General features: G+C 54.2%; 9 protein-coding genes and 2 rRNA genes. 8 read left to right on the top strand and 3 right to left on the bottom strand.

Going from position 1 to position 13541, the window contains the following annotated elements:
- The first annotated feature begins 102 nt into the window (after window positions 1-102).
- The 5 genes from ACWHWP_RS22650 (at window position 103) to ACWHWP_RS22630 (ending at window position 6313) form a co-directional block, all read left to right on the top strand.
- Window positions 103-3007 (top strand): 23S ribosomal RNA (locus ACWHWP_RS22650).
- A 69-nt stretch (window positions 3008-3076) separates the two neighbouring features.
- Window positions 3077-3192 (top strand): 5S ribosomal RNA (rrf, locus tag ACWHWP_RS22645).
- Window positions 3193-3316: 124 nt separating this feature from the next.
- On the top strand, window positions 3317-4345 hold the full coding sequence (gene murB, locus ACWHWP_RS22640) for a UDP-N-acetylmuramate dehydrogenase (RefSeq protein WP_059311455.1): 1029 nt from the start codon (window positions 3317-3319) through the stop codon (window positions 4343-4345).
- Window positions 4342-5304, top strand: a complete 963-nt coding sequence (gene birA, locus ACWHWP_RS22635) for a bifunctional biotin--[acetyl-CoA-carboxylase] ligase/biotin operon repressor BirA (RefSeq protein ID WP_059311454.1) — start codon at window positions 4342-4344, stop codon at window positions 5302-5304. Before murB ends, birA begins: the two co-directional genes overlap by 4 nt.
- Before the next feature lie 16 nt (window positions 5305-5320).
- Entirely contained in the window at window positions 5321-6313 is a 993-nt protein-coding gene (locus tag ACWHWP_RS22630; RefSeq protein WP_447856743.1) for a glycosyl hydrolase family 8, read from the top strand.
- Between the two features lie 54 nt (window positions 6314-6367).
- Here ACWHWP_RS22630 and bcsG read toward each other — a convergent pair whose 3' ends face one another.
- From bcsG to bcsE, 3 genes are read right to left on the bottom strand one after another with little or no spacing between them, the layout of a single operon-like run.
- Window positions 6368-8047, bottom strand: coding sequence for a cellulose biosynthesis protein BcsG (bcsG, locus tag ACWHWP_RS22625; RefSeq protein WP_447856478.1), 1680 nt, complete (start codon window positions 8045-8047; stop codon window positions 6368-6370).
- Window positions 8040-8237 (bottom strand): cellulose biosynthesis protein BcsF, encoded by a 198-nt coding sequence (gene bcsF, locus ACWHWP_RS22620; RefSeq protein WP_047345648.1) that lies wholly within the window; start codon window positions 8235-8237, stop codon window positions 8040-8042. Before bcsF ends, bcsG begins: the two co-directional genes overlap by 8 nt.
- Window positions 8231-9793: a cellulose biosynthesis c-di-GMP-binding protein BcsE gene (bcsE, locus tag ACWHWP_RS22615; protein WP_059311452.1), complete on the bottom strand. Its 1563-nt coding sequence runs from the start codon at window positions 9791-9793 to the stop codon at window positions 8231-8233. The genes bcsF and bcsE overlap by 7 nt, the downstream gene beginning before the upstream one ends.
- A 175-nt stretch (window positions 9794-9968) precedes the next feature.
- Here bcsE and bcsR point away from each other — a divergent pair, with 175 nt between their 5' ends.
- The 3 genes from bcsR to bcsA are packed head-to-tail and all read left to right on the top strand — an operon-like array spanning window position 9969 to window position 13533.
- Entirely contained in the window at window positions 9969-10157 is a 189-nt protein-coding gene (gene bcsR / locus ACWHWP_RS22610) for a cellulose biosynthesis protein BcsR (protein ID WP_008503237.1), read from the top strand.
- Window positions 10158-10168: 11 nt separating this feature from the next.
- Window positions 10169-10921, top strand: a complete 753-nt coding sequence (gene bcsQ / locus ACWHWP_RS22605) for a cellulose biosynthesis protein BcsQ (protein ID WP_059311451.1) — start codon at window positions 10169-10171, stop codon at window positions 10919-10921.
- Window positions 10918-13533, top strand: a complete 2616-nt coding sequence (gene bcsA, locus ACWHWP_RS22600) for a UDP-forming cellulose synthase catalytic subunit (RefSeq protein ID WP_059311450.1) — start codon at window positions 10918-10920, stop codon at window positions 13531-13533. The genes bcsQ and bcsA overlap by 4 nt, the downstream gene beginning before the upstream one ends.
- Window positions 13534-13541: the final 8 nt, after the last annotated feature.

Below are 13541 nucleotides of genomic sequence, written 5' to 3'. Positions count from 1 at the left end.
GATCAAGCTGAAAATTGAAACGACACACATGTTATGTGTGTTCGAGTCTCTCAAATTTTCGCAAGTCGATGGTGAATCGAAAGAAACATCTTCGGGTTGTGAGGTTAAGCGACTAAGCGTACACGGTGGATGCCCTGGCAGTCAGAGGCGATGAAGGACGTGCTAATCTGCGAAAAGCGCCGGCGAGGTGATATGAACCTTTGACCCGGCGATGTCCGAATGGGGAAACCCAGTGTGTTCCGACACACTATCGTTAACTGAATACATAGGTTAACGAGGCGAACCGGGGGAACTGAAACATCTAAGTACCCCGAGGAAAAGAAATCAACCGAGATTCCCCCAGTAGCGGCGAGCGAACGGGGAGCAGCCCAGAGTCTGAATCAGCTTGTGTGTTAGTGGAAGCGTCTGGAAAGTCGCACGGTACAGGGTGACAGTCCCGTACACGAAAGCACACAGGTTGTGAACTCGAAGAGTAGGGCGGGACACGTGGTATCCTGTCTGAATATGGGGGGACCATCCTCCAAGGCTAAATACTCCTGACTGACCGATAGTGAACCAGTACCGTGAGGGAAAGGCGAAAAGAACCCCGGCGAGGGGAGTGAAAAAGAACCTGAAACCGTGTACGTACAAGCAGTGGGAGCACCTTCGTGGTGTGACTGCGTACCTTTTGTATAATGGGTCAGCGACTTATATTCTGTAGCAAGGTTAACCGTATAGGGGAGCCGAAGGGAAACCGAGTCTTAACTGGGCGTTAAGTTGCAGGGTATAGACCCGAAACCCGGTGATCTAGCCATGGGCAGGTTGAAGGTTGGGTAACACTAACTGGAGGACCGAACCGACTAATGTTGAAAAATTAGCGGATGACTTGTGGCTGGGGGTGAAAGGCCAATCAAACCGGGAGATAGCTGGTTCTCCCCGAAAGCTATTTAGGTAGCGCCTCGTGAACTCATCTTCGGGGGTAGAGCACTGTTTCGGCTAGGGGGCCATCCCGGCTTACCAACCCGATGCAAACTACGAATACCGAAGAATGTTATCACGGGAGACACACGGCGGGTGCTAACGTCCGTCGTGAAGAGGGAAACAACCCAGACCGCCAGCTAAGGTCCCAAAGTCATGGTTAAGTGGGAAACGATGTGGGAAGGCACAGACAGCCAGGATGTTGGCTTAGAAGCAGCCATCATTTAAAGAAAGCGTAATAGCTCACTGGTCGAGTCGGCCTGCGCGGAAGATGTAACGGGGCTAAACCATGCACCGAAGCTGCGGCAGCGACACTATGTGTTGTTGGGTAGGGGAGCGTTCTGTAAGCCGTTGAAGGTGTGCTGTGAGGCATGCTGGAGGTATCAGAAGTGCGAATGCTGACATAAGTAACGATAAAGCGGGTGAAAAGCCCGCTCGCCGGAAGACCAAGGGTTCCTGTCCAACGTTAATCGGGGCAGGGTGAGTCGACCCCTAAGGCGAGGCCGAAAGGCGTAGTCGATGGGAAACAGGTTAATATTCCTGTACTTGGTGTTACTGCGAAGGGGGGACGGAGAAGGCTATGTTAGCCGGGCGACGGTTGTCCCGGTTTAAGCATGTAGGCGGGAGTTTTAGGTAAATCCGGAACTCTTTTAACGCTGAGGTGTGATGACGAGGCACTACGGTGCTGAAGTAACAAATGCCCTGCTTCCAGGAAAAGCCTCTAAGCATCAGGTAACATCAAATCGTACCCCAAACCGACACAGGTGGTCAGGTAGAGAATACCAAGGCGCTTGAGAGAACTCGGGTGAAGGAACTAGGCAAAATGGTGCCGTAACTTCGGGAGAAGGCACGCTGATATGTAGGTGAAGCCCCTGCGGGTGGAGCTGAAATCAGTCGAAGATACCAGCTGGCTGCAACTGTTTATTAAAAACACAGCACTGTGCAAACACGAAAGTGGACGTATACGGTGTGACGCCTGCCCGGTGCCGGAAGGTTAATTGATGGGGTTAGCGGCAACGCGAAGCTCTTGATCGAAGCCCCGGTAAACGGCGGCCGTAACTATAACGGTCCTAAGGTAGCGAAATTCCTTGTCGGGTAAGTTCCGACCTGCACGAATGGCGTAATGATGGCCAGGCTGTCTCCACCCGAGACTCAGTGAAATTGAACTCGCTGTGAAGATGCAGTGTACCCGCGGCAAGACGGAAAGACCCCGTGAACCTTTACTATAGCTTGACACTGAACACTGGTCCTTGATGTGTAGGATAGGTGGGAGGCTTTGAAGCGTGGACGCCAGTCTGCGTGGAGCCGCCCTTGAAATACCACCCTTTAATGGCTGGTGTTCTAACGTAGACCCGTGATCCGGGTTGCGGACAGTGTCTGGTGGGTAGTTTGACTGGGGCGGTCTCCTCCCAAAGAGTAACGGAGGAGCACGAAGGTTAGCTAATCCTGGTCGGACATCAGGAGGTTAGTGCAATGGCATAAGCTAGCTTGACTGCGAGAGTGACGGCTCGAGCAGGTGCGAAAGCAGGTCATAGTGATCCGGTGGTTCTGAATGGAAGGGCCATCGCTCAACGGATAAAAGGTACTCCGGGGATAACAGGCTGATACCGCCCAAGAGTTCATATCGACGGCGGTGTTTGGCACCTCGATGTCGGCTCATCACATCCTGGGGCTGAAGTAGGTCCCAAGGGTATGGCTGTTCGCCATTTAAAGTGGTACGCGAGCTGGGTTTAGAACGTCGTGAGACAGTTCGGTCCCTATCTGCCGTGGGCGCTGGAGAATTGAGGGGGGCTGCTCCTAGTACGAGAGGACCGGAGTGGACGCATCACTGGTGTTCGGGTTGTCATGCCAATGGCACTGCCCGGTAGCTAAATGCGGAAAAGATAAGTGCTGAAAGCATCTAAGCACGAAACTTGCCCCGAGATGAGTTCTCCCTGACTCCTTGAGAGTCCTGAAGGAACGTTGAAGACTACGACGTTGATAGGTCGGGTGTGTAAGCGCAGCGATGCGTTGAGCTAACCGATACTAATGAACCGTGAGGCTTAACCTTACAACGCCGAAGCTGTTTCGGCGGTGAGAGACAGATATTTTCAGCTCTGATACAGATTAACAGAATTTGCCTGGCGGCTTTAGCGCGGTGGTCCCACCTGACCCCATGCCGAACTCAGAAGTGAAACGCCGTAGCGCCGATGGTAGTGTGGGGTCTCCCCATGTGAGAGTAGGGAACTGCCAGGCATCAAATAAGTAGAGAGGCCATCCGCAAGGATGGCCTTTTTGCGTTTCTACGCTGCACAAACTAATCCCCCAATCCCCTGCTTATACGGTAAACTACCTGCGTTTTTGCATCAGGATAGCGTCTATGAACCACTCCCTTAAGCCCTGGAATACCTTTGGCATTCAACGGAATGCTAAGAACATTGTACGTGCCGAAACCGCACAGCAGTTGCTGAACGCATGGCAAAGCGCAACAGAAAATAATGAACCTGTACTGATTCTGGGCGAAGGAAGTAATGTCCTGTTTCTTGAAGATTTTTCGGGAACGGTGATCGTTAACCGCATCATGGGAATTGATGTGGAAGAGCGTACCGATAGCTGGCACCTGCACGTGGGGGCCGGAGAAAACTGGCATCATCTGGTGCAATTTACCCTCGAAAAAGGGATGCCGGGGCTGGAAAATCTCGCGCTTATTCCTGGCTGCGCCGGATCGTCACCTATTCAAAACATCGGTGCCTACGGTATTGAACTGAAACACGTCTGTGAATATGTCGACTGCATCGAACTGGCGACCGGAACGGCTAAGCGTTTAACGGCTGAACAGTGCCGTTTTGGCTATCGTGACAGTATCTTCAAACATGAATATCAGGATCGCTACGCGATCGTTGCCGTGGGGCTGCGTCTGTCAAAGAACTGGCAGCCCGTGCTGACCTACGGTGATTTAACGCGTCTCGATCCGGCTACCGTGACCCCCCGCGACGTTTTTGACTCGGTTTGCCATATGCGGATGACCAAACTTCCCGATCCAAAAATCAACGGAAATGCAGGAAGCTTCTTCAAAAACCCGGTTATCAGCAGCGAAAATGCACAAGTCCTTCTTGAAGGATGGCCAGCTGCGCCACATTACCCTCAGGCGGATGGCAGCGTGAAGCTGGCTGCGGGATGGCTTATCGATCAATGTCAGCTAAAAGGCACGTCTGTCGGAGGTGCTGCCGTTCATCAGCAGCAGGCCCTGGTACTGATTAATCAGCGCGATGCGACCAGCGATGATGTTGTACAGCTGGCACATGATGTTCGCCAGCGCGTGGGCGAAAAGTTTAACGTCTGGCTGGAGCCGGAAGTCCGCTTCATTGGCCGCACTGGTGAAGTCAATGCCGTGGAGGCCATCGCGTGAAAGACAATACCATCCCTTTAACCCTGATTAGCATCCTCGCTGACGGTGAGTTTCATTCTGGCGAGCAGTTGGGTGAGCAGCTAGGCATGAGCCGCGCCGGCATCAATAAACATATTCAGACGCTCCGCGACTGGGGTGTCGATGTGTTCACGGTACCCGGAAAAGGGTACAGCCTGCCGGAACCTATTCAATTGCTGAATGAAGAAGCGATCCGCAGCCAGATTGGACAGGGCAATGTTGCGGTGCTGCCTGTGATTGATTCTACGAACCAGTATCTGCTGGATCGCCTGCCTGAGTTGAAATCCGGCGATGCCTGTGTTGCAGAATATCAGCAAGCCGGGCGTGGCCGTCGCGGCCGCAAATGGTTCTCGCCATTTGGCGCTAACCTTTATCTTTCCATGTACTGGCGACTCGATCAGGGCCCGGCCGCTGCCATTGGCCTGAGCCTGGTCATCGGCATTGTCATGGCGGAAGTGCTGCACGACCTGGGTGCGGATAAAGTGCGCGTAAAATGGCCGAACGATCTGTATCTGAACGATCGTAAACTTGCCGGTATTCTTGTCGAACTGACGGGAAAAACCGGTGATGCGGCGCAAATCGTTATTGGTGCGGGCCTGAATATGGTCATGCGCAATGTTCAAAATGATGTGGTGAATCAGGCCTGGACTAACCTTCAGGAGGCGGGCATCGTCATCGATCGTAACACCCTCGCCGTACGTATGATTAAAGAGTTGCGCAGCTCGCTCACGCTTTTTGAACAGGAAGGGCTGGCACCGTTCCTGTCTCGTTGGGAAAAGCTGGATAACTTTATTAACCGTCCGGTGAAATTGCTGATTGGTGATAAAGAGATCTACGGGACTTCCCGCGGTATTGACGCTCAGGGCGCGCTGCTTCTGGAGCAGGGTGGCGCGATCAAACCCTGGGTAGGCGGTGAGATTTCACTGCGAAGTGCCGAATAACCGGATTGAGTGAATGATGCGAAAACCCGTCTGCGCGACGCTGGCTGTGATGATGAGCGTGCTTTTTTCTCCTCTCTCGCAGGCGGGTCAGGCCTGGGAAAGTTACAAAGCACGCTTTTTCAAACCGGAAGGCCGCATTGTCGATACCGGCAATGGCGGCGTTTCGCATACGGAAGGCCAGGGTTTTGCCATGCTGATGGCGGTGGCCAATGACGATAAAGCCACGTTCGATAAGCTCTGGCAATGGACAGCCAGCCAGCTGAAGAACAAAGAGAACGGCCTGTTTTACTGGCGTTATAACCCCGCAGAGACCAACCCGGTCGCCGACAAAAACAACGCCGCAGATGGCGATGTGCTGATTGCCTGGGCGTTGTTAAAAGCGGATGCCCGCTGGCATGACAAACGCTACAGCGCTGAATCGGATGCGATTACAAAAGCCCTGATTGACCACAGCGTAATCCGCTATGCGGGTTACCGCGTGATGCTGCCCGGCGCCCAGGGATTTAAGCTTGAGGGTGAAGTAGTCCTTAATCCTTCCTATTTTGTGTTTCCGGCGTGGCAGGCCTTTGCCGGGCGTAGTCATTTACCGGTCTGGCATGAGTTGATTAAGGATGGGAAACACCTGCTGGGCAAAATGGGCTCGGGCAAAGCTAATCTGCCCGCTGACTGGGTTTCACTGACATCAGGCGGCAAGCTGGCGCCGGCCACAGGCTGGCCACCGAGGATGAGCTATGACGCGATTCGTATTCCGTTGTACGTGGCCTGGTCTGATAAACAAAGCCCGTTGCTGACGCCGTGGAAAGCCTGGTTTGGTCAGTTCCCTCGGGAGCAAACGCCCGCCTGGGTTAACGTCACGACCAACGAATATGCGCCCTACATGATGGAAGGCGGCCTGCTGGCGGTACGCGATTTAACGATGGGAGAGTCTTCCGGAGACCCCGAGATCACGTCTAAGGACGACTACTACTCGGCAAGTCTGAAAATGCTGGTGTGGATTTCAGCGCAATAATAACGCACTGACTATTCCCTCTCCCCAATGGGGAGAGGGTTAGGGTGAGGGGCCTTACTGCGGATACGGTACCCAATCCCCGCCGTTCAGGCGAACGTACGGTTTATTCTGATACTGAATCACCACCGCGTTGGCGTTCTCGGAGACTTCTGCCGTTTGCGGCAGTTTGCTGGTGAGCTGATCCCAGTTCACGCTGTCTTCTACAAACAGCTTCCCGTCTACGGCACGGGCAACCAGTTCTGAGATCGCCAGATAGCTGGTTGGCTGAGCGATCTCAATCGGTGCGCCCTGATGCGGTGCTTTCATACCAAAGAATTTAATGCCTGCAGGCACGTTGGTAATCGATGGGCTTGGGATATCACGCAGGCCTGAAACCTGCATTCTGTCGCCTTTCAGCGCGCCACCGTGCTCAGGTACCACAACCACCATCACTTTACGGCCTGATTTTTCCAGCTCCGTGAAGAATGCGTCCAGCTCGTCAAAGAGCTTCTGCGCACGCACTTTATAATCCGCTGTTTTGCTCACGCCCGGGAAGTGGTTACCGTCGTGAAGAGGCAGGGTGTTAAAGAACGTCGCGCTGCGTGGGTTATTGTCTTTTTCGATGGTCTGCAGCCAGCGCTGCAGTACGGCGGTATCGTCATAAACGGGCGAGCCGTCGAAGCCCAGCAGAGAGACCGGCAGCCCGGTTTGATCCATCAGCGGCGCCTGCATACCCCCTTCTTCGCGCACCTCTTTCAGGAAGTTACCGAACTGGCCGTTATGCCCCAGCATCAGATGCTGCGTAAAGCCCAGCTTTGAGAGGTTATCGAACAGATAACACTGGTTGCCGGCTGGCTGATACAAATTCTTGTGCGATGGCTGACCGCAGCTAGCACGCAGCAGACGAATGGCCGCCGGTCCGCTGTACGAGGTGGCAGAGTTGAAATCTTTAAACTGAATGTCGAAATGCGACCACAGCGGGTGCGACATTAACCCGGCGGCGTCTACGTCCGCCCAGGAGAGGGAACAGATGTTAATCACCAGCAGCTCAAACGGCTGAGCATCCGCCGGCAGCGCGTCCGGGAATTTCGTCTGTCGCTTGTCTTCCGCGGCGTAGAAACTGGAGAGCCAGGCGTTCAGGTTTGTTGAAGTCGGCGGTGCAGTTTGAGTTGGGATATCGCCCACCACGGGCGTATCGCCTGCCGTCGTAACGGTTGCCGCTGCACTTCCCCCGGTGGTGGTCACCGTGCTGGTTGGCTGACCAGCAGGCCACAGCGAAAAGTTTGGACCCGCCAGCGTCAGCACGTTAAGCCAGATCATAATCGCGACGACAAACACCGTGACGCGGATCCACTGTGACAGGAACAGCCAGGCAACCAGCAGCACAAAGACCGCGCCTATCATCTGCCAGTTAATAAAGCGCTCAGCCAGGTCAAGCATATAGTCTGCACTGAAGCCTGCCACCTGCGAGCCCTGGCTCATAATGCTGTCCGGCCCCGGTAGCCAGGTATCATGCCAGAACAGCGCAAAGCCGAGAGGGATGGCTACCCAGTGGCGTAAGCGATGCAGCCTGATATTCGGCAGAGGCATCAGCAGGAAGGCCATAAACACCAGGTTGAGAAGGGGATGGAAATTCAGATAGCCTGCCCACAGCAGACCAAACTTCACCAGAAAGTAGAAGTTCCAGCCGGATAGGCCGCGCCAGTATTGCCAGAGCGGCGAGGGTGACGAAGCGGTATAGGTAGAATTAGTCATGTTTACGGTCTGCCTTGACGTGTGATGCCCGTGTCAGAGTTCCGGCTGGTTTCACGTAGCGAGGTTTTACAAACAGCACTCTGGCCGTATCGCGGATACGGCGTATGGAATGGCGTGCATAGTAGCCAAGCGGGAAAAAGATCAGCGCACAGAAGATAACCAGTTGAATGATATCGCTGATATTCATGATGGTGCGTTCTCCGCGTTGTCTGTTAATAAGCGAAGGGGCTCCGGCACCCGACGCCAGACGTGTCCATCATGTCTGGCATTGAGGATAGGTTTGACATCGCTCGTCATCGTAAGCGGTTTAGCCCATTGTTCAGGCTGGAGCGCGCGCATCTGCACCAGCTCCGCGCTGATAGAATTATCTTCAAACCAAATCATACGGTTTGAGAAAATATCCCCGGTAGGCAGGGGGAAGATGTGGTTAAGCGCCGTATCGAGATCGTTGACCCGGCAGAAGGACAAAAACAGCACCAGCCGATTGTCGCCAATGGTCATGATGTCCCCGGTACGGTTTGGGCGACACAGGGTGAGAGCCTGTTCAACGCGAATACCCGGCACAGGGCGCAGGGCAACCATAACCCCTTTTCCGTCAGCGGGAAGGAGCGTGTTGTTCATCATGTTCCCAACGGCGTCGCAGAAGGTATCCCATTTTTGGTATCCGCGCAGCTTCATCGGCTGCGTCATGGAGAGCAGCGTGGAAATATCTTCCGGTACGTGACGGCTAAACTGCTGGCCCTGAACGCTTTCGATAAGCGTCAGGCAGCGCGACAGCGGGGCATTCCATGGAATAACCATATTGGCACCGCAGCCCAGAAGCAGGCGCTCATCGGTGGCGCGCAGGCTGGTATTATTTTCGCGCACGATAATTTTTAACGCGCTACCGCGCTGGCGGCGTAAGGTGTGGATTTGCCTTGCCAGCGTCTCAATCTGGTTATTCTGCATCAACGAGAAAATAAGCGTTGCCGCCTGGGTTGTGCGGGCTTCATGGAAGAGGGCTTCGTTAGTGTCAAACAGTGACCAGTTTTCCGACAGGGCGGGCGCGCCCTCTAACACTGCAATATGGCTCAGGATGCGTTTTTCATCACTGCGCGGTTGCACCACGGTTTCTTCCTGCTGCGCCAGGTGCCACTCGCCCTCAATCTGTTTCAGCGTAAGCTGTTGCCTGGCACTCACACCTTTTTCATTACACCAGAACGCAATATCGTAGAGATAGCTGCCCACCTGGTCACGCACGCTTGCCAGACCGAACAGGGAGCGATATTCGCCCATTAAAAGTGAAAACAGCTTGTCATTATTACTGCCGGGATTGACTATCAATAGCGTGCAATTTTGAAATTTTGCCCATTTATTGATTTTTTCCAGCCACGGCAACAGTTTTTCAGCAGGGATATTTTGCAGAACGTTATTTGCACATTTCAGGATCACTAGATAGTGATCCGGATCAATAGTGCACTGAACATCGCGGGACAAAAAGTATAGACTATCGGCTTCCGATGTCATGGAAAATAATCGCACCGTCTGGGGGCCGCGGTCACTTTCAAGCGTGATAATTTTCTTCGGATCTTCACCCATGCTAATGACGGCCACGCGGGAATCCTTATCCTGAGCAGCAATTGTCTGGTTTACCAGACTGATAGCATCTTCATTACGGTCCGTATTAATCCACCAGACTCCTCCGACTGGCATGTGGCTCAATTCGTCCCATAATGACTGGATGCCAATAGAAAATATGGAGTCCACGGTGTCCCTCTTTTCGTCTAATTTATCTGTATCTCAGTTTACTAGCGAAAGCGTAGAAATAAACCTAACATTGAAATTAAAGAACATCAGATTTAGCATGTAAATGAAATTTGTCAGGGCAGGAAGCCCCGCAACTTCTTTAGCGTGCGATTTTCCTCAAAGGGATGGAAAAAGAATGGATAATAACGAACCCGGAACCCCAGTCGACTCGACCCTGGGCTATACATTCCAAAATGATTTTCTGGCGCTGACGCAGGCCTTTTCTTTACCTGAAATAGATTACACCGATATTTCCCAGAGGGAACAGTTGGCCGCGGCTATTAAACGCTGGCCGTTATTAGCTGAATTCGCCCATCAACAATAAGGGAGCCATTGATGGCCATACTCGGATTACAGGGCGTCCGTGGCGGTGTGGGTACCACATCTGTTACCGCGGCGCTGGCGTGGTCATTACAGCTTTTAGGTGAATCGGTGCTGGTTATTGACGCCTGCGCCGATAATTTGCTGCGTATGTCGTTTAATGTCGACTTTACCCGCGAAGAGGGCTGGGCCCGCGCGCTGCTTGATGATAAAGACTGGCGGGATGCCGGTATGCGTTATACCTCCCAGCTTGATCTACTGCCGTTTGGCCAACTGTCCACCTCAGAACGTGAGAATGAAGCCGCATATCAGCGCCTGTTTTCGCAGTTCACGCTTGCGCTGCAAAGCCTGAAAGAAAAGGGGCAGTATAAGTGGATCCTGCTGGATCTGCCGCACGGCGCCGGCACGCTGACCCGACAGCTTATCGCACAGTGCGACCATGTCCTCTCGATCGTCAACGTCGATGCAAACTGCCATATCCGCCTGCATCAGCAAGGATTACCGCAAAACGGCCATATCCTGATTAACGATTTACGCATTGGCAGCCAGATCCAGGACGATCTGTATCAGGTGTGGCTGCAAAGCCAGCGCCGCCTGCTTCCTGTTGTCATTCATCGTGATGAAGGCATGGCTGAATGCCTTGCGTCTAAGCAACCGCTCGGCGAATACCGCAGCGACTCACTGGCGGCAGAAGAGATCCTGACGCTGGCTAACTGGTGTCTGCTGAACTTCTCCAGCGGGGCGGAGCGTGCAGGGAGCGCTGTATGAGTCGTCTCGCCAGCTGGTTACTCATCCCACCGGTCAGTTCGCGCTTGAGCGAACGTTACCGGCATTTCCGCCGGCATGGTGCTTCGGCATTTAGCGCCGCGCTCGGCTGTTTCTGGATGATTCTGGCCTGGATGTTCATTCCACTCGAACACCCACGCTGGCAGCGCATACGTGCACGGCACAGTGAATTATATCCGCATATTAATCCCGACCGGCCGCGGCCTTTGGATCCGGCGCGCTATCTCATTCAGGCCATCTGGCTGGTGGCCACTTCCTCCCGCTCGGAGAAAAAAACGCCGCACTGGCGCAGCTTCTCCCGCGTGCAGCAGCTACGTGAACGCTACCATCAGTGGCTGGACAGGCTGCCCAGCAGCGTAAGCGATAAAACCAGCCATCTGGATAACCATAAAGAGCTCGGGCATCTCCACCCGGGCTTGCGGCGTTTTATTCTCGGCGTCATCGTCGTGTTCTCGCTCATCCTGGCGCTGGTCTGTATTACGCAACCCTTTAACCCGCTGGCGCAGTTCACCTTCCTGATCCTGCTGTGGGGCGTGGCGCTGCTGGTTCGCCGTATTCCGGGCCGCTTCTCGGCGCTGATGCTGATTGTGCTGTCGTTGACCGTCTCCTGTCGCTACATCTGGTGGCGTTATACCTCCACCCTGAACTGGGACGATCCGGTCAGCCTGGTGTGCGGCCTGGTGCTGCTGTTTGCTGAAACCTACGCCTGGATTGTGCTGGTGCTGGGCTATTTCCAGGTCATTTGGCCGCTCAACCGCCAGCCGGTTCCGCTGCCGAAAGACACCACGCAGTGGCCGACCGTCGATCTCTTCGTGCCGACCTACAACGAAGACCTGAGCGTGGTAAAGAACACTATCTATGCCGCGCTGGGCATCGACTGGCCAAAGGATAAACTTAAAGTCTGGATCCTGGATGACGGCAACCGACCGGCGTTTCGCCAGTTTGCAGAGGAGGTTGGCGTCGAGTACATCGCCCGTCCGACTCACGAGCACGCTAAAGCCGGGAACATCAACAACGCGCTGAAGTATGCCAAAGGGGAGTTTGTCTCGATCTTTGACTGTGACCACGTGCCGACGCGCTCGTTCCTGCAGATGACCATGGGCTGGTTCCTGAAAGAAAAAGAGCTGGCGATGATGCAGACGCCGCACCACTTCTTCTCGCCGGATCCGTTTGAACGTAACCTTGGCCGTTTCCGTAAAACCCCGAACGAAGGCACGCTGTTCTACGGCCTGGTGCAGGACGGTAACGACATGTGGGATGCCACCTTCTTCTGCGGCTCCTGTGCGGTTATCCGCCGTAAACCGCTGGATGAAATTGGCGGTATTGCCGTTGAAACGGTGACGGAAGATGCGCATACCTCTCTGCGCCTGCACCGTCGTGGCTATACCTCCGCCTATATGCGTATTCCTCAGGCCGCCGGTCTGGCAACGGAGTCACTGTCGGCGCACATTGGTCAGCGTATTCGCTGGGCGCGCGGCATGGTGCAGATTTTCCGTCTCGATAACCCGCTGATAGGGAAAGGACTCAAGCTGGCGCAGCGTCTTTGCTACGTCAACGCCATGTTCCACTTCTTATCCGGTATCCCGCGGCTGATCTTCCTGACCGCGCCGCTGGCGTTCCTGCTCCTTCACGCCTATATCATTTACGCCCCGGCGCTGATGATTGCGCTGTTTGTTCTGCCTCACATGATCCACGCGAGCCTGACGAACTCGAAGATTCAGGGTAAATACCGCCACTCCTTCTGGAGTGAAATCTACGAAACGGTGCTGGCCTGGTACATCGCGCCGCCGACGATGGTGGCGCTGATTAACCCGCACAAAGGTAAATTTAACGTCACCGCGAAGGGCGGTCTGGTGGAAGAGGAGTACGTCGACTGGGTGATCTCCCGTCCGTATATCTTCCTGGTACTGCTGAATATTGTGGGCGTCATCGCCGGTATCTGGCGTTACTTCTACGGCCCGGAAAACGAGATCCTCACCGTATTCGTGAGTATGGCCTGGGTCTTCTACAACCTGATCATCCTCGGTGGCGCGGTGGCGGTATCGGTGGAGAGCAAACAGGTTCGTCGCGCGCATCGCGTTGAAATCTGCATGCCTGCGGCGATTGCCCGTGAAGATGGACATCTCTTCTCCTGTACCGTGCACGACTTCTCTGACGGCGGTCTGGGAATCAAAATCAACGGCCAGGCGAAGGTGCTGGAAGGGCAGAAAGTGAACCTGCTGCTTAAGCGCGGTCAGCAGGAGTACGTCTTCCCGACGCAGGTCGTTCGTGTGGCGGGCAATGAAGTTGGTCTGCAGCTGATGCCGTTGACCAAAAAGCAACATATTGATTTTGTGCAGTGTACGTTTGCCCGCGCGGACACGTGGGCTCTCTGGCAGGACAGCTTCCCGGAAGATAAACCACTGGAAAGCCTGCTGGATATTCTGAAGCTGGGGTTCCGTGGCTATCGTCACCTTGCAGAATTTGCCCCGTCGTCGGTGAAATTAATTTTCCGGTCACTTACTTCGCTGGTTTCCTGGGTCGTGTCGTTCATTCCTCGTCGTCCTGAGCGAGATGAGGCGAAGCAGGCGGACCCGGTTATGGCTCAACAATGATGATAACG

Source organism: Enterobacter sp. WI-ESBL-E8 (assembly GCF_053364895.1).
The sequence above is the reverse complement of the archived record's forward strand: the minus strand, read 5'-3'. Positions and strand labels throughout refer to the sequence as shown.

Excerpts from the sequence above, each read along its gene's own strand:
- murB (WP_059311455.1), top strand. The coding sequence starts at position 3,317 with ATGAACCACTCCCTTAAGCCCTGGAATACCTTTGGCATTCAACGGAAT.
- ACWHWP_RS22630 (WP_447856743.1), top strand. The coding sequence starts at position 5,321 with ATGCGAAAACCCGTCTGCGCGACGCTGGCTGTGATGATGAGCGTGCTT.
- bcsG (WP_447856478.1), bottom strand. The coding sequence starts at position 8,047 with ATGACTAATTCTACCTATACCGCTTCGTCACCCTCGCCGCTCTGGCAA.
- bcsR (WP_008503237.1), top strand. The coding sequence starts at position 9,969 with ATGGATAATAACGAACCCGGAACCCCAGTCGACTCGACCCTGGGCTAT.
- bcsQ (WP_059311451.1), top strand. The coding sequence starts at position 10,169 with ATGGCCATACTCGGATTACAGGGCGTCCGTGGCGGTGTGGGTACCACA.
- bcsA (WP_059311450.1), top strand. The coding sequence starts at position 10,918 with ATGAGTCGTCTCGCCAGCTGGTTACTCATCCCACCGGTCAGTTCGCGC.